The following is an 18,586-nucleotide window of genomic DNA, read 5'->3' as shown; positions in this document are numbered from 1 at the left end:
TCCTCGAGATCGTGAAGCCCTGCATGTGCTGAAGGATTGAGCTTTCCCTCTACCGACGTCCGTTCCCCAAAGGCTCTGCCGCGCCTTGAGAAGACGCTTGCGCCGCCGCGGCGAATCCTGTCGAGTCCGCGGCTGGATCGCGGGATGGAATGAAATTCGGCTGCGGCGGGATGGCGTCTTAAAATGGACGATCGCGCACATACATATCAGCCGAAGGCGAAGGTGACGGCATTGAACGATATGGTCATGGGCATTGGGGCTCCAACATCGAAAGTTCGCGCGCAGGCGGGCGACGACGAGGGTGTCGGCAACGACCGTGGGACATCCGTCATCACGCGTACGAAGCCGAAAACCAAGCGACCGAATCTTTACAGAGTTCTTCTTCTGAATGACGATTACACTCCGATGGAGTTCGTCATCCACGTTCTCGAGCGGTTCTTCCAAAAGGACCGAGAGGCGGCCACGCGCATCATGCTCCATGTTCACAAGCACGGGGTGGGCGAGTGCGGGGTCTACACCTACGAGGTCGCGGAAACGAAGGTGACGCAGGTCATGGATTTCGCCCGTCAGCACCAGCATCCGCTTCAATGCGTGATGGAAAAGAATTGAGGTGAAGCTTGCCGACATTTTCTCAAAGCCTCGAAAAGTCGCTGCACCAGGCGCTGACCTACGCCAACGAACGCCATCAGGAATTCGCAACTCTCGAACATCTCCTCCTGGCTCTGCTGGACGATAAGGACGCGGCCAACGTCATGCGCGGCTGCAGCGTCGATCTCGACGCGCTGCGCGGATCGCTCGTCGAATATATCGACACGGAATTGGCCAATCTCGTCAGCGGCAGCGACGACGACTCCAAGCCGACCGCCGGTTTCCACCGCGTGATCCAGCGCGCGGTGATCCATGTCCAATCATCCGGGCGCGACGAAGTGACGGGAGCCAACGTGCTCGTCGCCATCTTCGCCGAACGGGAAAGCCATGCCGCCTTCTTCCTGCAGGAGCAGGAGATGACGCGTTACGATGCCGTGAATTTCATTTCTCATGGAATTTCCAAGCGGCCTGGGGCCTCGGAAGGCCGCACGGTTCGCGGAACGGAGGACGAGCAGTCGGTCATGGGGAACGAGGACGAAGGGCGTCGCAAGACGGCGCAGGATGCCCTGACCGCCTATTGCGTCAATTTGAACGAGAAGGCCAAGACGGGTCGCATCGACCCGCTTATCGGCCGCGCCAGCGAGATCAGCCGGACTATTCAGGTCCTCTGCCGCCGGTCCAAGAACAATCCGCTCTATGTCGGCGATCCCGGCGTCGGCAAGACGGCGATCGCCGAAGGCTTGGCCAAGCGCATCGTCGAAGGCGACGTGCCGGAGGTTCTGGCGGACGCCACGATCTTCTCGCTCGACATGGGCACGCTGCTTGCGGGCACGCGGTATCGCGGCGACTTCGAGGAGCGGCTGAAGCAGGTCGTCAAGGAGCTCGAGGAGTATCCCGGCGCGGTTCTCTTCATCGACGAGATTCACACCGTCATCGGTGCCGGCGCCACGTCCGGTGGCGCGATGGACGCTTCCAACCTCCTGAAGCCCGCTCTCTCGTCCGGCGCGATCCGCTGCATAGGTTCGACGACCTATAAGGAATACCGCCAGTTCTTCGAGAAGGACCGCGCTTTGGTGCGCCGCTTCCAGAAGATCGACGTGGCGGAACCGACGGTCGAAGACGCAATCTCGATCCTCAAGGGCCTCAAACCGTATTTCGAAGAATTCCACCATGTGAAATTCTCGAACGACGCGATCCGTTCGGCTGTCGAGCTGTCGGCACGCTACATCAACGATCGCAAGCTGCCCGACAAGGCGATCGATGTGATCGACGAGACGGGCGCGTCGCAGATGCTCCTGCCCGAGCCGAAGCGGAAGAAGAGCATCGGCGTTAAGGAGATCGAGGCGACTGTCGCGACCATGGCGCGCATTCCGCCGAAGTCCGTGTCGAAGGACGACGAGGAGGTTCTGTCCAACCTCAACGAGCAGCTGAAGCGCGTCGTCTACGGTCAGGACGCGGCGATCGAGAACCTGACCACCGCAATCAAGCTGGCCCGGGCCGGGCTTCGCGAACCGGAGAAGCCGATCGGCTCCTACCTGTTCTCGGGTCCGACCGGCGTCGGCAAGACGGAAGTCGCCAAGCAGCTGGCCTCGGCACTCGGTATCGAGCTTCTGCGCTTCGACATGTCGGAATATATGGAGCGCCACACGGTCTCGCGGCTGATCGGCGCCCCTCCGGGCTATGTCGGCTTCGACCAGGGCGGCCTGTTGACCGACGGTGTGGACCAGCATCCGCATTGCGTGCTTCTGCTCGACGAAATCGAGAAGGCCCATCCTGACCTGTTCAACATCCTGTTGCAGGTGATGGATCACGGCAAACTAACCGATCACAACGGCAAGAAGATCGACTTCCGCAATGTGATTCTCATCATGACGACCAATGCCGGCGCTTCGGAAGCGCAGAAGGCGGCGATCGGCTTCGGCTCCAGCCGGCGCACGGGCGACGAAGCGGAGGCGATCAACCGCCTCTTCACACCGGAGTTCCGCAACCGTCTGGATGCGATCATCCCGTTCGGCGCGCTGCCGACGCCTGTCATCCACGAGGTCGTGCAGAAGTTCGTCATGCAGCTGGAAGCCCAGCTCTCCGAGCGTGGCGTGACCTTCGAACTTACGCAGGAAGCCATCGCGTGGCTGGCGGAGAAGGGCTACGACGAGCACATGGGGGCCCGTCCGCTCGGCCGGGTCATCCAGGAACACGTCAAGAAGCCACTGGCCGACGAGGTTCTGTTCGGGAAGCTGAAGCGTGGCGGTACGGTCAAAGTCACGGTCGTCACCGACGAGACCGGCGCCAAGAAGCTGCATCTCGAAGCGATCGCCGACGAGAGCTTCACCAAGCCGCGCAAGCCCGGCGAGGCGCGCGTGCGCCGCGCCAAGGTGGGGCCCAACGGCGAGGACGTGATCGAAGAGGATGACGAGGACGAATTCCTCGAAGAGGACGAGGACGCGGAACTCTCCACCGCCGAGGCGGAGGCCGAGCCGGCGCCCGAGGAGCCCGCGCCTCGCGGCGGAAAGCGGGCGGGAACGGTCCCGAAAGTTCCCCGCAAGCTGAATTGATCGGTTAAGGAAAGGCCGCCTTACAGGGCGGCCTTTTTGTTTGGGCTGCCCGTCGAGTCGAAACTTCGGGGTATGCCATGAATGGCTCGGATGTCCTGCCGGTCGATGAAACCCGCTTCTGGGTTCGCAAGGGCATGGGGCAGATCCTGTCCGCGCCAGCGTTGATTCTCGTCACCGCGCATCTGGGCTTCGCGGGTCTGGCGCGCGATGCCGGCATCAGCTGGTTCGAGGCCTCCTTCATGGTCTTCACCATCTGGGCCCTGCCAGCCAATCTCATCCTGCTCGGCGCCATCACCGCTGGCCTGTCGCTCGCGGCCACGGCCGTCGCCATCGGGCTGTCTTCTCTACGATTGATGCCGATGGTGATCGCACTCGTGCCGGAGATGCGGGCCGAGGGCACGCGCAAGCGCACGCTCCTCGTCCTGTCGCATTTCGTCGCCGTCACCGCCTGGGTCGTGGCGCGCGAGCGCTTCCCCACGGTGCCACGGCGCTATCGCACGGCCTATTTCGCGGGTTTCGGCGTGACGCTGACCGTCGTCAACACGCTGGTCGTCGCCTTCGCCTTCAATCTCATGGGCCAGTTGCCGGCGCTAGTCACAGGCGCGCTGGCCTTTCTGACGCCGGTCTATTTCCTCACCTCGCTTTATGGCTCGGCGGGCGACCTCACCGGACGGCTGGCGCTGTTTCTCGGCATGGCGGCGATCGTGCCGGCCAATTGGCTGGCGCCCGATTTCGACATCCTTATCGCTGGAATAGCTGCCGGCCTCGCGTCGCTGCTTGTCGGACGATTGGCGGAGGGGCGGCGGGCATGAGCTGGCTCGATACCAGCTACAGGGCGCTTGTCGCGCCCTGGTGGCCGTTCCTGTTCATCCTTCTGGCAGGCTGGCTACCGACGGATGTCTGGCGCTGGCTCGGTGTCCTGTCGTCGGGTCGGATCGACGAGAAGTCGACCCTGATCGTCGCTGCCCGCGCCATCGCGACGGGTCTGGTCGCCGCCGTGATCGGGCGCCTGCTTCTGTTTCCCGGCGGATCGCTGGCCGCGATCCCGGATTGGATTCGGATCGCGGCGCTGGCCGGCGGCTTCTGCGCCTATCTCTGGCTTGGCCGCCAAACGCTGGTCGCGATCCTCGTGGCCGAGATCATTCTGCTCGGCATTCCCTGGGCGATGAGACTTCTCTAGCCCTTAAGCGAGGTGGCGCCGGATCTGTTCGGCCTGTTCGGCGAGAACGGCCGGGTCCGCCATGCCCGAACTGCCATGCGGGCGCAGCTCGACGCCTTCGAAACGCGGGATAACGTGGACATGAAGGTGGAAGACGCTCTGTCCGCCCGCCGCCTCGTTGAACTGCATCACCGACACGCCATCAGCTTCGAACGCCTGCTTTGCCGCACGCGCGAGCCGGGCCGTCGCGACTATGACATCCTGCAAAACCGCGTCGTCGGCATCGAGCAGATTGCGAGAGGGGGTCTTGGGGATCACGAGGCAATGGCCCTTGGACTGGGGCATGACATCCATGATCGCGACGAGCTTGTCGGCCTCGAAGATCTTGGTGCTGGGAATCTCCCCACGCAGGATCTTCGCGAAGATGTTCGTGTCGTCGTACTGAGTCATCAGAGGCCCGAATCCTGAATGCCGATGGGCCGATCATAGGCGACGGGTAGGGCAGGTCTAGGAGGGATCGAGCTCCATTCCATCGGACTTGCGAAAGGGCGTGTGGTCCGAAAGGATATCGTGCATCCGCTCCACATCGCGACGCTCGCGTTCGAGATAATCCTCGACGGCATTGCGAAGACCGGGATGCTGAATGTAGTGGGCCGAATGGGTCGTCACTGGTTCGTAGCCGCGCGCGAGCTTGTGTTCGCCCTGCGCACCGGCCTCCACCACCTCCAGCCCGTTCTCGATCGCGTAGTCGATCGCTTGGTGGTAGCAGACCTCGAAATGCAGGAAGGGGTGGTCTTCGACGCATCCCCAGTAGCGTCCGTAGACGCGGCCTGCTCCTACGAGATTGAGCGCCCCGGCGATGTAGCGGCCCTCTCGCTTCGCCATGACGAGCAGAACCTCATCACCCAGCCGTTCGCCCAGCAGCGAAAAGAAGGCTCGGTTGAGATAGGGCCGCCCCCATTTGCGACTGCCCGTGTCCATGTAGAAGCCGAAAAACGCGTCCCAGGCAGCTTCCGTCAGTGTTGCGCCGGTGAGCCGCTCGATCGTAATGCCGTTCGCCAAAGCATCGCGCCGCTCCTTGCGCAGCCCTTTGCGCTTGCGGGACGCCAGCGTTTCGAGGAAGGCCTCGTAGTCGGCATAGCCCCGATTGATGAAGTGGAACTGCTGATCTGTGCGATGCAAAAACTCGCCGTCCGATAATGCGGCGAGGTCGGGCGGCGTCAGGAACGTCGCGTGCGCCGACGAGACGCCCGTGGCCTTGACATAGCCTTTCACGGCTTGGCCCAGCGCATGGCGCAGAACCTCGGCGTCCGATCCGGCGCCGACGAGAAGGCGAGGGCCGGTGACCGGCGTGAACGGCACCGACAGTTGGAGCTTGGGATAATAGCGACCGCCCGCGCGCTCGAACGCGTCCGCCCAGCCTTGGTCGAACACGTATTCGCCCTGGCTATGGCTCTTGAGGTAGCCGGGGGCGACGGCGACAGTCCGTCCGGTTTCATCCGACAGGATCAGATGCTGCGGCAGCCAGCCGGCCTTGCGCCCGACGCTCTTGGACGCCTCGAGGCATTCGAGGAAGGCGTGGCTGAGGAAGGGGTTCAGCGAATGGGCGGGATCGACCAGCGCCAATCCATCCCACAAGGCTGGTTCGACATCCGAAACGCTCTCCAGCACCCGGAGCGTCAGTTCGCCGGGGGTGGTGGATGGTTCCTGACCACAATCGTCCATGTCGACCTCCTCGGTGAGAAAGGTCAGCGCGCTGGCGTGAACCCCTCGAACGTGATCTGATCCGCGTGAAGCGCGCTCTTTTGCGCCTCGGCCGGGGTGCGGATCGTCCAACTGATGACGGGCGCGCCGCGCTCACCTCGAACCCATTCCACGAATGCGTTCGGAAGATGATGAACGTTATAGGACGTGAAGTCGCAGCGCCGCTCGAAAAGCGCGCGGTGCTCGGCCAGAACGTCCGGCCTGGTTCCCTCAGCCGTGAGGCCGATCGGGTAGGCGCCGCCGAAAGCATCCGTCTGGTGAAGCAGCCAAGCATCGAAGGACATGAAGGCCAGCGGACCTTCGTAGCCTGATGCGAAAGCCGCCACGGCTTCCGCGAAGCCTTGGTCCTCCGCCTCGCTCTCACCCTTGAGTTCCACCACGAGAGGAACGCGGCCATCCACGAGGCGCAGCAGGTCGGCCAAGGTCGGGATCGTATCGCTGGAGGAGCCGAGCCGCAGCGTGGAGAGCTCCGCGGCCGAAAACTCTCGCAGCAAGGCGTCGCGCCCTGTCATGCGCCCGAGATGGCTGTCGTGAAACACGACCGGTACCTTGTCTGAGGAGAGGTGAACGTCGCACTCGATGGCAAAGCCACCGTCGACGGCGGCTTGGAAGGCCGACATCGAGTTTTCGAAAACCGTCTGATTGCCGTCATGAAGACCGCGATGGGCGATCGGGCGATCCTTGAGCCAGTCAGTGTTCATGGAGGGGCCTACGATCAGGCGATCTCGAACAAAGCTTCGATCTCGACCGCCGCATCCATCGGCAGCGAAGGAACGCCCACGGCCGAACGGGCATGACGACCGCGATCGCCCAGGATCTGCACGAGGAAGTCGGATGCACCGTTGGCCACCTTATGCTGCTCCGTGAAGCCCGCCTCGCTGGCCACGAAGACGGTAAGCTTCAGGAGGCGGCCGATCGTCTCCAGATCGCCCAACGCGGCCTGGGCCTGCGCCAGGATGTTGATGGCGCAATGGCGCGCCGCAAGCTGGCCGTCCTCCAGCGCCACGCCGCCGCCGAGCTTTCCCGACACCGCGATCTTGCCATCGGCCAGCGGCAACTGGCCTGAGGTCTGGAGCAGGTTGCCAAAGCGGACCCAAGGCACATAATTGGCCGCCGGGGCGGCCGCCTGGGGCAACTGGATACCGGCGTCGGCCAAGCGGCTGCTGATCGTGCTGCTCATGCGAATCCTCGTGGGTTAACTGGTCGAGCGACCGCTAGCAGGTTTTGTCTCGGCCTTCGAGAGTGGCCCGGGCGATCACAGGGAAAGTTGGATCATCATGGGGCTTCGTCATCTGGCCTTTTGCGCCTTGCTTTCAACGCTGGGCGTCGCTTGCGCCGAAGCCGCGAGCCTCGTGCCGCAGGAAGCCGTCTATGACCTGACGCTCGATCAGCCCGGCTCAGTGGTCAACGGCGCCGAGGGGCGGATCGCGCTGCAACTCAAGAACGACACCTGCGAGGCGATGAGCCTCGACTATCGCTTCGTGGTCCGGTTTCAGGAGGACACAGAGCTGACCGTGACCGATCAGCATACGCTGTCCAAGGAATCGCGGGACGGGCGCCGCTTCGAGTTCGAAACGCGCACGACGATCGACGGCGCGCCGCAGGAAGCGGTGAAGGGCAAGGCCGTGACCGAGGGCGAGAAGACGCGCATCGACTACGAACTGCCCGTCGTCCGCCAAACCGAGATCGAAAAGGCCGCCTTTCCGCTGAACCACACGGCCGAGATCATCGAGCAAGCCAAGGCCGGCCAGCGCATCTTCGAAACCCGCCTCTTCGATGGCGACAACGAGGCCGAGAAGGACCTGACCACCACTGTGATCATCGCGCCGACGAGTCCTAAGTTGACCGAGCGCGCGTCGGACCCGATCGGAAAGCGGCTCGAAGGGATTCGCTCCTGGATGATCGTCGAGTCCTATTACAACAGCGACAGCGACCGGGACGGTTTGCCGATCTTCGAAACCCGGTATCGCCTGTATGAGAACGGCGTGTCGGACGAGCTGAAGATGAACTTCGGCGCCTACACGCTGAAGGGGCGCCTGTCGCATCTGGAGCTGCTGCCGGACGAGTGCGGCAAACGTCCCTGAGCGGGTTTTGAGGCGCCCTCTGGCGAAGGGCGTCGATCCCTCCTATCTTGCTCCAGTCGGCGGGATGGTGTATGCGCCCGCCTATTCCACACACGGATTATGAGGATCCGGGATTTCGAATCCCTTTGGTTCTCGCCGGTGGCAGGTCGCCTGATCTGCTTCTGTCCGTGGAGGTTCAACCGGTCAAAGGACATTCTAATGGCTCTGCCTGACTATTCCATGCGTCAGCTTCTCGAAGCTGGCGTCCACTTCGGACACCAGACCCATCGCTGGAACCCGAAGATGGCGCCCTACATCTTCGGCGCGCGCAACAACATCCACATCATCGACCTCGCGCAGACGGTTCCGCTTCTGCACAAGGCGCTGCAGTCCGTGTCCGACACGGTCTCGCGCGGCGGCCGCGTGCTTTTCGTCGGCACCAAGCGTCAGGCGTCCGAGATCATCGCCGATGCGGCGAACCGCTCGGCCCAGTACTACGTCAACGCCCGCTGGCTCGGCGGCATGCTGACGAACTGGAAGACGATCTCGAACTCGATCCAGCGTCTTCGCAAGCTCGACGAGCTCCTGTCGGGTGAGGCCCAGGGCTTTACCAAGAAGGAGCGCCTCAACCTGCAGCGCGAGCGCGACAAGCTCGACCGCGCTCTGGGCGGCATCAAGGACATGGGCGGCGTGCCGGACATGATCTTCATCATCGACACCAACAAGGAGTCGATCGCGATCGAAGAGGCCAAGCGCCTCGGCATTCCGGTCGTCGCCGTGGTCGATTCGAACTGCGATCCCTCGCGCATTGACTACCCGATCCCGGGCAATGACGACGCCGCGCGCGCCATCACGCTCTATTGCGACCTGATCGCCCGCGCCGCCGTCGACGGCATCGCGCGCCAGCAGGGCTCGATGGGCGTGGACATCGGCGCGATGGAAGAGGCTCCGATCGAGCCCGCGCTCGAAGGCGAAGCAACGGACGAGACCGAAGCGTCCGCCGCGGCCTGATCGCTCGCAACCTAGCATGCCGGCGGCGCCGCAGCGTCGCCGACCCTAACGGCGCACCCTTCCTCAAAGGTTCGGTGCGCCAATTTTTTAAGACAGAGGCCAATTCATGACGATCTCCGCTTCGATGGTGAAGGACCTGCGCGAGAAGACCGGCGCGGGTATGATGGACTGCAAGACCGCGCTGGCCGAGACCAATGGCGACATGGAGGCCGCGATCGACTGGCTTCGCGCCAAGGGTATCGCCAAGGCCGACAAGAAGTCGGGCCGCACGGCTGCCGAGGGTCTGGTCGGCGTCGCCGCCGGCGAGAACAAGGCCGTCGTCGTCGAGGTCAACTCTGAGACCGACTTCGTCGCTCGCAACGAGGCCTTCCAGACGCTCGTTCGTGACATCGCCAACGTCGCGCTCACCACGGACGGCTCGATCGACGCGGTCGCCGCCGTGACCTATCCTGCCAGCGGCAAGCCGGTTTCGGACACGATCAAGGACGCGATCGCCACGATCGGCGAGAACATGAGCCTGCGTCGCTCCGTTCAGCTGACCGTGTCGAACGGCATCGTCGCGACCTATGTCCACAATCAGGTCGCCGAAGGCTTGGGCAAGATGGGCGTTCTCGTCGCGATCGAGTCGGACGGCGACAAGGCCATTCTCGGCGCCTTCGGCCGTCAGGTGGCCATGCACGTTGCGGCCACGAGCCCGCTCTCGCTGACCGAGACCGAGATCGATCCGGCAACGGTCGAGCGCGAAAAGGCCGTGTTCTCCGAGCAGGCCCGCCAGTCGGGCAAGCCGGACAACATCATCGAGAAGATGGTCGAGGGCCGCCTGCGCAAGTTCTACGAGGAAGTCGTGCTGACCAAGCAGGCCTTCGTCATCAATCCCGACCTCACGGTCGAGAAGGCGCTCGAGGCCGCCGCAAAGGAAGCGGGCGCACCGGCCAAGATCACCGGTTTCGTCCGCTTCGCTCTCGGCGAGGGCATCGAGCGCGAGCAGAGCGACTTCGCGGCCGAAGTCGCGGCGGCTGCCGGCAAGAAATAAGCCCGAACGACTTATCGTTCGTCGGAGCTATATTCGGGGCGTCCGCTTGAGAAGCGGGCGCCCTTCCTGTATCGCAGGCCGGCACCAAAATCGGGAAACTTGCATGACCGTCCGTTTCAAGCGCGTTCTTCTGAAGGTTTCGGGCGAGGCGCTGATGGGGAGGCAAGGCTTCGGCATCGACGTTGCCGTGGCCGATCGCATCGCCGGCGACATTCGCGAAGCGCGCGACCTCGGCGTGGAAATCTCCGTGGTGATCGGCGGCGGCAATATCTTTCGCGGCGTCGCCGTGGCCTCCAAGGGCGGCGATCGCGTGACCGGCGATCACATGGGCATGCTGGCTACCGTCATCAACGCGTTGGCGCTTCGCACTTCGCTGACCAAGCTCGGCATCGACGCGATCGTTCTTTCGGCGATCGCCATGCCGGAGATCTGCGAAAGCTTCTCCCAGCGCGCGGCGCTGGCCCATGCCGATCGTGGACGCGTCGTCATCTTCGCCGGTGGCACCGGCAACCCGTTCTTCACGACGGATTCGGCCGCCGCGCTGCGCGCTGCCGAAATGGGCGCCCATGCGCTCTTCAAGGGCACGCAGGTCGACGGCATCTATTCCGCCGATCCCAAGCTCGTTCCCGATGCGACGCGCTTCGATCAGCTGACGCATGACGAGGTGCTGAACAAGGGTCTGGCGGTCATGGACGTGACCGCCGTGGCCCTGGCACGCGAGAACCATATTCCCATCGTGGTGTTCTCGATCCACGAGCAGGGCGAGTTCGGTCGAATCCTGTCGGGCGGCGGCCGCTCGACCATCGTTTCCGACTGACTCAACTCAGCACGAACTTTCAGAGGAATTTTTATGGCCGGTCCGGATCTGAACGAACTGAAGCGTCGCATGGATGGCGCGGTGACCTCCTTCCGGGGAGACCTTGCAGGCCTGCGCACGGGCCGGGCCTCGGCCAACCTCCTGGACCCGATCGTGGTCTCCGCCTACGGCTCGCAGATGCCGCTCAATCAGGTCGCCAACGTCACGGTGCCCGAGCCCCGCATGGTTGCCGTGTCCGTGTGGGACAAGGGCATGGTCGGCGCGGTGGAACGCGCGATCCGCGAGAGCAGTCTCGGCCTCAACCCGATCACCGACGGTTCGACCCTTCGCATCCCGCTGCCGGAGCTGAACGAGCAGCGGCGCAAGGAACTCGCGAAGGTCGCCCACACCTATGCCGAGAGCGCCCGTGTAGCCGCTCGTCACGTGCGCCGGGATGGGATGGAGACCTTGAAAAAGGCAGAAAAAGACGGTGACGTAAGCCAGGACGACAGCCGCGTCATGGCAGATCGAATCCAGAAGATGACCGACGAGACGATCACCGAGATTGATAAGTCGCTTTCTGTCAAGGAAGCCGAAATCATGCAGGTCTAGTCTTTCTCCAATTCAGGGTCACAAGCGGAAAGGCGGAGAACGCGGTGGAACAGGTGCGTCAGCCCGAACACGTCGCCATCATCATGGATGGCAATGGGCGCTGGGCGAAGGCGCGCGGTCTGCCGCGCACCTTGGGGCACCGGCGAGGTGTGGAAGCCGTTCGCGAGGCCGTTCGTACGGCCCGGGAGCTCGGCATCCGCTACCTCACGCTCTTCGCCTTCTCCTCGGAGAACTGGAAGCGACCGGTTGAGGAGGTGGGCGAACTGCTGCGCCTCCTTAAGTTCTTCATCCGCCGCGATCTCGCCGAGCTCCACCGCGAAGGTGTCCGGGTTCGGGTCATTGGCGAGCGCGAGAACCTGCCACGCGACATCCGGGGACTTCTGGAAGAAGCGGAGACACTGACGATCGGCAACGATCGCAACACGCTGATCATCGCCTTCAACTATGGGGCGAGGGATGAGATGGCCCGCGCGATGCGCCGCATCGCCGTGAAACTGGGGACAGGCGAGTTGACGGCGGAATCCATCTCGCCGGACGTCGTGGACCAGCATCTCGATACGGCAGGCATTCCCGACCCGGACCTGATCATTCGAACGAGCGGCGAGCTGCGCTTGAGCAACTTCCTCCTGTGGCAGGCCGCCTATTCCGAATTCGCTTTCCTGCCCTGCCTGTGGCCCGATTTCGACCGCGCGGCCTTCACCGCCGCCGTTCAGGACTTCGCGATGAGGGACCGCCGTTTCGGCGGCGTCTCGCGCGAAATCGCTTCCTGACGCATGGGGCTCGGGCTCGGACGTCTCGCGGCGACCCAATCCTGGACCGACCTGAGGTCACGGCTCATTTCGGCCGTGATCCTCGGCATCGCCGTCCTGCTCATCACCGTCATCGGCGGCGTCGCTTTCCGGCTTCTGTGCTGTGCGGCGTCCGTCATCGTCTTCGATGAATGGGCGAGGATGACGCGCGCCAAGCGGGCTGGCGACATCTACATCTTCGCGCGCCGCGCGCTTTACGTCGGCCTTGCCGCCTTCTTTTTCGGCTTTCACGGATGGGCGCTGACGATCGTCGGCGCGGCCACGGCCTTTATAGCGGTGGTGGACCGAGGCGAGCGCAAGGCGGACTGGGTGATGGGCGGGCTTGTCTATGCCGCCGCCGCCGGCATGGCCCCTGGCATTCTGCGTGACAGCGGCACGGAGGGCTTGGGAGCGCTAGGCCTCGTGATCTGCGTCGTCTGGGCGACAGACATCTTCGCCTATTTCTTCGGCCGCACCTTTGGTGGACCGAAGCTCATGCCGATGGTGTCCCCGAAGAAAACCGTTTCCGGCGCGCTTGGAGGTCTGTTGGCCAGCATCCTGTTCGGGTCGACCTTCGAGTATTGGCTGATTGGGGACGTGACGGCTCTAGTGGTCGTCCTTTCAGGGATTCTTTCGATCGTCGGGCAGGCTGGGGATCTCTTCGAATCCTGGATCAAGCGCCGTTTCGGCGTGAAGGATTCCGGCCGCCTAATCCCCGGTCATGGCGGTCTGATGGACCGGATCGACGCGCTCATCGTCGCGACAGGGGTGCTGCTTTTCGTCGGCCTTCTTGGATCGGGCCTGGAGCACCCGGCGCGTGCTATTTTCGATTTTTGACGTAAAAATGATGACGGATTGTCGGCGGACCGGTTGGCTCGATGCTAGAGCCGGCGCGTCCTCCTTACGATAAAGGCGCCCCAATGGATCTCATGAGCTTGCCGGACGCGATCTGGAACACGGCTCTGATCAAGATCGTGCCGTTCCTCTTCGTTCTCACTGTGATCGTCTTCTTCCACGAACTCGGCCATTATCTCGTCGGACGGTGGTCCGGCATCAAGATCATGGCCTTTTCCGTTGGGTTTGGACCGGAACTTCTGGGTTTCACCGATCGTCACGGCACGCGCTGGAAGCTCTGCGCCATACCCCTCGGCGGCTATGTGAAGTTCTTCGGAGATGAGAACGCGGCCAGCGTGCCGAGCGAAGCGGCGCTTGAAGCCGCCAGCCCAGAGGATCGCGCCCGCGCTTTCCAAAGCGCCAGCGTTGGCAAGCGCGCCGCCACCGTCGCGGCGGGACCCATCGCGAACTTCATTTTGGCCATCGCGATCTTCGCCGGGACGGCCTATGCCAGCGGCATCATCGTGGGCGATCCCATCGTCTCCGAAGTGCGTCCGAATTCGCCGGCGGCCGAGGCGGGCATTCTTCCCGGCGACCGGATCGTGGCGGCGGACGGATCGCGCATCCGCTATTTCAGCGATCTACAGCGCTATGTTTCGACCCGAGCCGACACGCCGATTTCCGTCGAGCTTGAGCGGAACGGCGAAACCCGCTCGGTCAGCGTCACGCCCAAGCTGCAGAACCAGACCGATGGATTCGGGAATAATTTTCAGGTGCCAGTGATCGGCATCGTGGCCAATAGCGAGCAGGCAGGCTTCCATCGCGAGGACCTCAGCCCGATCGATGCGCTCAAATATGGTGTGTCGCAGACATGGTTCGTGACCGAACGGACAGTCGCCTTCATCGGCGGGATCTTCGGCGGTAGCCAGGGATCGGACCAGATCGGCGGTCCGATCAAGATCGCACAGGTGTCCAGCCAGGTTGCCACGCTCGGCTTTGCGCCGCTTCTGAACCTCGCAGCCTTACTTTCGATCTCGATCGGCCTCCTGAATCTTTTGCCGATTCCGATGCTCGATGGGGGGCATCTGCTGTTCTACGCCTGCGAAGCGGTGCGGGGGCGGCCGCTGAGCGAGCGTGTTCAGGAATTCGGTTTCCGGATTGGCCTCGCTCTCGTGATGCTGCTTATGGTATTCGCATTCTGGAACGATCTCTCGAGCCTGACTTGAGAATCGGACGGGGACTTATTGGGGGTTAGCAACTCGTTCACCAAACCGGTCGCCCGCGTGGCGGGCGAGCAACGCTTTTCCGATTCCTAAAGGGAATCGGTCCAGTTTGGTTGAATGCGTCTGCAAAGCCGATACAAACGCACGGCCTGCCGACGTTCGGTTTCGGCGTTGTCGGCGAAATGAAAAAAGGTGAGTGGCCATGGCGGCTGGTTCGAAGCTACTGAGCGCACTGTCTGCAGCAGCTCTTTCGTCTACAGTGCTCGCAGCTTCAGCCGTTACTATGGGTCTTGTGACCCTGTCCGAAGCTGGTGCGGCAGTCGTCAATCGCGTCGAGGTGCGGGGCAACCAGCGCGTCGACGCCGAGACGGTTCGGAACCTGATCGACATCAAGCCCGGTCGCAATGCGACGGATGCCGATGTCGACGCGGCGGTAACGAAGCTCTTCTCGACGGGTCTCTTCTCGGATGTCCGTGCGCGCCAGCAGGGCGGCGTGCTGATCGTCGACGTGTCCGAGAACCAGATCGTGGGCGAGGTTGTCTTCCAGGGCAACAGCAAGATCAAGAACGAGCAATTGGCTTCGACGGTTCAGACCGCGACGCGCGCACCCTACAACGCTTCCACCGCTCAGGCGGATGTCGAGGCGATCAAGGCGGCCTACGTGCGGATCGGCCGTTCGGACGCGACCGTTTCCGTGCGCACTCTGCCGGCCGAGGGCAACCGCGTGAATGTCGTGTTCGACATTCAGGAAGGCAATCGCACTCAGATCGAGAGCATCAACATCGTCGGCAACAACGCCTTCGGTGACTCTCGTCTGAAGGAAGTCATCTCGCTGCGGGAATCGGGGCTCTTCAGCTTCCTTCAGCGCAACGACATCTACGACGAAGACCGCTTGCGGGCCGACGAAGAAGCGCTCCGCCGCTTCTACTTCAATCGTGGCTTCGCCGACTTCCGTATCGTGTCGTCGGTAGCCGAGCTCGAGCCGACCCAGAACAAGTACTTCATCACGATCACTGTCGATGAAGGCGAGCGTTACACCTACGGCGCGGTCAACATCGACTCGACCGTTCCTGGCATCGACGCCCAGGCCCTCCAGCGCGATCTGAAGACGCGTCCGGGCGAGACCTACAGCGCCGAGCAGGTCGAGAATACGCTGGTCAGCCTGACCAACGCCGTTGCGAACCAGGGCTATGCATTCGCGCAGGTCACGCCGCGCGGCAATCGCGACTTCGCAAACAACACGATCTCGATCGACTACGTGATCGACCAGGGCCCGCGGGCCTATGTCGAGCGCATCGAAATTCGCGGCAACACCAAGACGCGCGACTACGTCATCCGTCGCGAGTTCGATGTGTCCGAAGGCGACGCGTTCAATCAGGTTCTGGTGCAGCGTGCCAAGAAGCGTCTCGAGGCGCTGCGCTTCTTCAAGACCGTCAACGTCTCCACCGCTCCCGGCACGCAGCCCGATCGCGTCGTTCTCGTCGTTCAGGTGGACGAGCAGTCGACCGGCGAGTTCTCAGTCGGCGGCGGCTACACGACGGGCGGCGAAAGCTCAGGTCCGGTCGCGGAAGTCGGCATTACCGAACGCAATTTCCTGGGTCGCGGTCAATTCGTGAAAGTGTCCGCCGGTTTCGGCGAGAACACGCGCAATTACAACCTCTCGTTCACCGAGCCCTATTTCCTGGGTCGGCGTCTGGCGGCCGGTTTCGATCTCTACCGGACGGAGAACTCTTCCTCGACGGCCTACGATATCCAGCGGACGGGTGGCTCGCTGCGCTTGGCGGCACCGATCACCGAGAACCTCACCGCGCAGGTGGCTTACAACTACAAGGAAGAGACGTTCGGCGACGACAAGGGCGTTCTGACCTACGGGGCGGACGGCCTTCCGATCTTCGTCAACGGCCAGCCTTTCTACAGCACTTGTGCGAACACGCCGGTCGGACCGCTCTACACGCTTTCGCCGATCATCAACCGCGCGATCTGCGATAGCCCGTATTCGACCTCATCGGTCTCCTATGCGCTGACCTACAACACGCTGGACAACCAGCGCGACCCGCGCGACGGCATCTTTGCTCAGGTCGGCCAGGAAGTAGCGGGCCTCGGCGGCGACGCCAAGTTCCTGCGGACCACGGGTCGCGCGTCGTTCTTCAGCCTCCTGTCGGAAGAGTACGACGTGATCGGCCAGGTCAGCGGTGGCGCCGGCAACGTGACTGCGCTTGGCGACGACCTGCGTGTCTTCGACAACTTCTTCAAGGGCCAAGACATTGTTCGCGGCTTCAAGTACCAGGGCATCGGGCCGCGTCAGAACGGCGTCGCGATCGGTGGCACGAACTACGCGAATGCGACGGCCGAAGTGACGTTCCCGCTGCCGCTGATCTCGCGCGATCTCGGCTTCCGGGGCGCAGCCTTCGCCGATGCCGGTTCGCTTTGGGGTCTCGACAATGTCGGAAACCAGGCCGGCATTCAGGGCGAAGAGTTCGCCATCCGTGCATCCGCTGGTGTCGGTCTGATCTGGGCATCGCCGTTCGGGCCGCTGCGCGTGAACTACGCGGCACCGCTGGCGAAGGAAGACTACGACAAGACGCAGGAATTCTCGTTCGGCTTCTCGTCGCGCTTCTAACGGCGAGGATCCAGCCGCCTTATGATGTCATCATCGTTCTTCCAGCGCGGCGAGGGTCAGACCCTCGCCGCGCTGGCATCTTTGTGTGGCGGCGAGCTTCGTGCCCCTTCTGCCGGTGCGATTCGCGTCGATGGATTGGCGGCACTGAAGGACGCCGGTCCGCAGGATGTCGCTTTGTTCGACAGCCCGACCTATAGCGACGATCTCAAACTATCTCGCGCTGGTCTCGTGGTGACGTCACGGCGGCATGCCGGGTTGGTCCAGGACGCTTTGTCCGTCCTAATCGTGCGCCATCCGCAATCGGCGTTCGGGCAGATCGGCCGGGCCCTGTTCCCACAGGCCGTCCAGCCCGTCTCTTCCGAAAAGGTCGGCAACATCTCGCCACTGGCCTCGATCCATCCGTCCGCCTCCATCGAGTCGGGTGCGACGGTGGAGCCCTTCGCCTCGATCGGGCCGGGCGTTGCGATCGGATCGGGAACGATCGTGGCCTCGGGGGCGGTGATCTCGGCGGGCTGCCAGATCGGGCGCGACAGCTACATCGGCCCTCATGTTTCCGTCCAGCATGCGCTGATTGGCAACAAGGTCATCCTGCATCCCGGCGTTCGAGTCGGACAGGACGGGTTCGGCTACGCACCCGGCGCGACCGGCTTGGAAAAGATGGTGCAGGTGGGCCGCGTCATCATTCAGGACCGGGTGGAGGTCGGTGCCAACTCGGCGATCGATCGCGGCGCCGTGCGCGACACGGTGATCGGCGAAAACACCAAGATCGACAATCTCGTGCAGGTCGCCCACAACGTGGTGATCGGCCGCAATTGCGTTATCGTCGGACAGGTCGGCATCGCCGGCAGCGTGACGATGGGCGACGGTGTCGCCATCGGTGGCCAGACGGGTATCAACGGTCACGTTCATATCGGTGACGGCGCTCAGATCGCCGCCGTCAGCGTAGTGGCGAACGATGTGCCAGCCGGTGCGCGCTGGGGTGGCACGCCCGCGCGTCCCGTGCGCGAGTGGATCCGCGAGATGGCCGTGCTCAGACGAATTGGTCAGTCAGGCCGGGGAGACGAACGTGACGACGGTTGAGGCCGCAACGACGCTCGAAAGCGTCGACATCCTGAAGATCATGCAGCTTTTGCCGCATCGCTATCCGTTCCTTCTGGTGGATCGGATCATTGAGATCGACGGCGATCGAAAGGCGATCGGCATCAAGAACGTGACGGCAAGCGAGCCGCATTTTCAGGGTCATTTTCCCCACTATCCCGTGATGCCGGGCGTCCTCATCATCGAGGGCATGGCGCAGACAGCTGGCGCGATCTGCCAGTTGGCGACGGGCGGGAACGCCAACTCGATCGTCTACTTCATGACCATCGACAACGCGAAGTTCCGCAAGCCGGTCGTGCCGGGCGACCGCTTGGAATATCACGTCACGCAGACGAAGAAGCGTGGCAATATCTGGAAGTTCGACTGTCTGGCGATCGTGGACGAGCAGAAAGTGGCGGAAGCCACGATCAGCGCCATGCTCGTTCCCGAAGGCAGCAACTGATCC

At 63.0% G+C, this 18,586-nt stretch carries 19 protein-coding genes; 15 read left to right on the top strand and 4 right to left on the bottom strand.

Annotated elements, in window-relative coordinates; all coding sequences use genetic code 11:
* The first annotated feature begins 246 nt into the window (after positions 1-246).
* The 4 genes from clpS (at position 247) to AUL32_RS15640 (ending at position 4,320) form a co-directional block, all read left to right on the top strand.
* Positions 247-609 (top strand): ATP-dependent Clp protease adapter ClpS, encoded by a 363-nt coding sequence (gene clpS, locus AUL32_RS15655; RefSeq protein WP_061977791.1) that lies wholly within the window; start codon positions 247-249, stop codon positions 607-609.
* An 8-nt stretch (positions 610-617) separates the two neighbouring features.
* Positions 618-3,140: an ATP-dependent Clp protease ATP-binding subunit ClpA gene (gene clpA / locus AUL32_RS15650; RefSeq protein WP_062116642.1), complete on the top strand. Its 2,523-nt coding sequence runs from the start codon at positions 618-620 to the stop codon at positions 3,138-3,140.
* Positions 3,141-3,217: 77 nt separating this feature from the next.
* Positions 3,218-3,952, top strand: coding sequence for an AzlC family ABC transporter permease (locus AUL32_RS15645; RefSeq protein WP_062116640.1), 735 nt, complete (start codon positions 3,218-3,220; stop codon positions 3,950-3,952).
* Complete coding sequence (locus AUL32_RS15640) at positions 3,949-4,320, top strand: AzlD domain-containing protein (RefSeq protein WP_062116637.1); 372 nt, start codon at positions 3,949-3,951, stop codon at positions 4,318-4,320. Before AUL32_RS15645 ends, AUL32_RS15640 begins: the two co-directional genes overlap by 4 nt.
* Before the next feature lie 3 nt (positions 4,321-4,323).
* On the opposite strand, the gene AUL32_RS15635 is transcribed toward AUL32_RS15640, so the two are convergent.
* The 4 genes from AUL32_RS15635 to AUL32_RS15620 are packed head-to-tail and all read right to left on the bottom strand — an operon-like array spanning position 4,324 to position 7,243.
* Positions 4,324-4,752, bottom strand: coding sequence for an HIT family protein (locus AUL32_RS15635; protein WP_192847476.1), 429 nt, complete (start codon positions 4,750-4,752; stop codon positions 4,324-4,326).
* A gap of 54 nt (positions 4,753-4,806) precedes the next feature.
* Positions 4,807-6,024, bottom strand: a complete 1,218-nt coding sequence (locus AUL32_RS15630; protein WP_062116631.1) for a GNAT family N-acetyltransferase — start codon at positions 6,022-6,024, stop codon at positions 4,807-4,809.
* 23 nt (positions 6,025-6,047) lie between these two features.
* Positions 6,048-6,764 (bottom strand): glycerophosphodiester phosphodiesterase family protein, encoded by a 717-nt coding sequence (locus AUL32_RS15625; RefSeq protein ID WP_062116629.1) that lies wholly within the window; start codon positions 6,762-6,764, stop codon positions 6,048-6,050.
* A gap of 14 nt (positions 6,765-6,778) precedes the next feature.
* On the bottom strand, positions 6,779-7,243 hold the full coding sequence (locus AUL32_RS15620) for a RidA family protein (RefSeq protein ID WP_062116626.1): 465 nt from the start codon (positions 7,241-7,243) through the stop codon (positions 6,779-6,781).
* Positions 7,244-7,340: 97 nt separating this feature from the next.
* Here AUL32_RS15620 and AUL32_RS15615 point away from each other — a divergent pair, with 97 nt between their 5' ends.
* The 11 genes from AUL32_RS15615 (at position 7,341) to fabZ (ending at position 18,583) form a co-directional block, all read left to right on the top strand.
* On the top strand, positions 7,341-8,147 hold the full coding sequence (locus AUL32_RS15615; RefSeq protein WP_062116623.1) for an EipB family protein: 807 nt from the start codon (positions 7,341-7,343) through the stop codon (positions 8,145-8,147).
* A gap of 198 nt (positions 8,148-8,345) precedes the next feature.
* Complete coding sequence (gene rpsB / locus AUL32_RS15610) at positions 8,346-9,137, top strand: 30S ribosomal protein S2 (protein WP_061976083.1); 792 nt, start codon at positions 8,346-8,348, stop codon at positions 9,135-9,137.
* A 106-nt stretch (positions 9,138-9,243) separates the two neighbouring features.
* A complete protein-coding gene (tsf, locus tag AUL32_RS15605) occupies positions 9,244-10,170 on the top strand; it encodes a translation elongation factor Ts (protein ID WP_061976084.1) in 927 nt (308 codons plus the stop codon).
* A 103-nt stretch (positions 10,171-10,273) separates the two neighbouring features.
* Positions 10,274-10,987 (top strand): UMP kinase, encoded by a 714-nt coding sequence (gene pyrH, locus AUL32_RS15600; RefSeq protein ID WP_061976085.1) that lies wholly within the window; start codon positions 10,274-10,276, stop codon positions 10,985-10,987.
* Between the two features lie 33 nt (positions 10,988-11,020).
* Positions 11,021-11,578, top strand: coding sequence for a ribosome recycling factor (frr, locus tag AUL32_RS15595; RefSeq protein WP_061976086.1), 558 nt, complete (start codon positions 11,021-11,023; stop codon positions 11,576-11,578).
* An 83-nt stretch (positions 11,579-11,661) separates the two neighbouring features.
* The gene (locus tag AUL32_RS15590; protein WP_061977792.1) at positions 11,662-12,348 is read left to right on the top strand and encodes an isoprenyl transferase; all 687 of its coding nucleotides are present in this window, start codon (positions 11,662-11,664) and stop codon (positions 12,346-12,348) included.
* A gap of 3 nt (positions 12,349-12,351) precedes the next feature.
* Positions 12,352-13,203, top strand: a complete 852-nt coding sequence (locus tag AUL32_RS15585) for a phosphatidate cytidylyltransferase (protein ID WP_062116621.1) — start codon at positions 12,352-12,354, stop codon at positions 13,201-13,203.
* Between the two features lie 92 nt (positions 13,204-13,295).
* Positions 13,296-14,426 (top strand): RIP metalloprotease RseP, encoded by a 1,131-nt coding sequence (gene rseP, locus AUL32_RS15580; RefSeq protein ID WP_062116906.1) that lies wholly within the window; start codon positions 13,296-13,298, stop codon positions 14,424-14,426.
* A gap of 199 nt (positions 14,427-14,625) precedes the next feature.
* Positions 14,626-17,043 (top strand): outer membrane protein assembly factor BamA, encoded by a 2,418-nt coding sequence (gene bamA, locus AUL32_RS15575; RefSeq protein ID WP_061976088.1) that lies wholly within the window; start codon positions 14,626-14,628, stop codon positions 17,041-17,043.
* Positions 17,044-17,064: 21 nt separating this feature from the next.
* Complete coding sequence (gene lpxD / locus AUL32_RS15570) at positions 17,065-18,123, top strand: UDP-3-O-(3-hydroxymyristoyl)glucosamine N-acyltransferase (protein ID WP_062116618.1); 1,059 nt, start codon at positions 17,065-17,067, stop codon at positions 18,121-18,123.
* Positions 18,110-18,583 (top strand): 3-hydroxyacyl-ACP dehydratase FabZ, encoded by a 474-nt coding sequence (gene fabZ / locus AUL32_RS15565; protein WP_082639354.1) that lies wholly within the window; start codon positions 18,110-18,112, stop codon positions 18,581-18,583. The genes lpxD and fabZ overlap by 14 nt, the downstream gene beginning before the upstream one ends.
* The last annotated feature ends 3 nt before the right edge of the window (positions 18,584-18,586 follow it).

Origin of the sequence: Aureimonas sp. AU40 (genome assembly GCF_001463785.1) — a bacterium.
Classification (GTDB): domain Bacteria; phylum Pseudomonadota; class Alphaproteobacteria; order Rhizobiales; family Rhizobiaceae; genus Aureimonas.
This window is presented reverse-complemented; position numbering and strand designations above follow the sequence as displayed.

Coding starts and splice junctions, on each gene's coding strand:
- clpS (WP_061977791.1), top strand. CDS start 247: ATGGGCATTGGGGCTCCAACATCGAAAGTTCGCGCGCAGGCGGGCGAC.
- AUL32_RS15645 (WP_062116640.1), top strand. CDS start 3,218: ATGAATGGCTCGGATGTCCTGCCGGTCGATGAAACCCGCTTCTGGGTT.
- AUL32_RS15640 (WP_062116637.1), top strand. CDS start 3,949: ATGAGCTGGCTCGATACCAGCTACAGGGCGCTTGTCGCGCCCTGGTGG.
- AUL32_RS15630 (WP_062116631.1), bottom strand. CDS start 6,024: ATGGACGATTGTGGTCAGGAACCATCCACCACCCCCGGCGAACTGACG.
- AUL32_RS15625 (WP_062116629.1), bottom strand. CDS start 6,764: ATGAACACTGACTGGCTCAAGGATCGCCCGATCGCCCATCGCGGTCTT.
- AUL32_RS15620 (WP_062116626.1), bottom strand. CDS start 7,243: ATGAGCAGCACGATCAGCAGCCGCTTGGCCGACGCCGGTATCCAGTTG.
- AUL32_RS15615 (WP_062116623.1), top strand. CDS start 7,341: ATGGGGCTTCGTCATCTGGCCTTTTGCGCCTTGCTTTCAACGCTGGGC.
- rpsB (WP_061976083.1), top strand. CDS start 8,346: ATGGCTCTGCCTGACTATTCCATGCGTCAGCTTCTCGAAGCTGGCGTC.
- tsf (WP_061976084.1), top strand. CDS start 9,244: ATGACGATCTCCGCTTCGATGGTGAAGGACCTGCGCGAGAAGACCGGC.
- pyrH (WP_061976085.1), top strand. CDS start 10,274: ATGACCGTCCGTTTCAAGCGCGTTCTTCTGAAGGTTTCGGGCGAGGCG.
- frr (WP_061976086.1), top strand. CDS start 11,021: ATGGCCGGTCCGGATCTGAACGAACTGAAGCGTCGCATGGATGGCGCG.
- AUL32_RS15590 (WP_061977792.1), top strand. CDS start 11,662: ATGGATGGCAATGGGCGCTGGGCGAAGGCGCGCGGTCTGCCGCGCACC.
- AUL32_RS15585 (WP_062116621.1), top strand. CDS start 12,352: ATGGGGCTCGGGCTCGGACGTCTCGCGGCGACCCAATCCTGGACCGAC.
- rseP (WP_062116906.1), top strand. CDS start 13,296: ATGAGCTTGCCGGACGCGATCTGGAACACGGCTCTGATCAAGATCGTG.
- bamA (WP_061976088.1), top strand. CDS start 14,626: ATGGCGGCTGGTTCGAAGCTACTGAGCGCACTGTCTGCAGCAGCTCTT.
- lpxD (WP_062116618.1), top strand. CDS start 17,065: ATGATGTCATCATCGTTCTTCCAGCGCGGCGAGGGTCAGACCCTCGCC.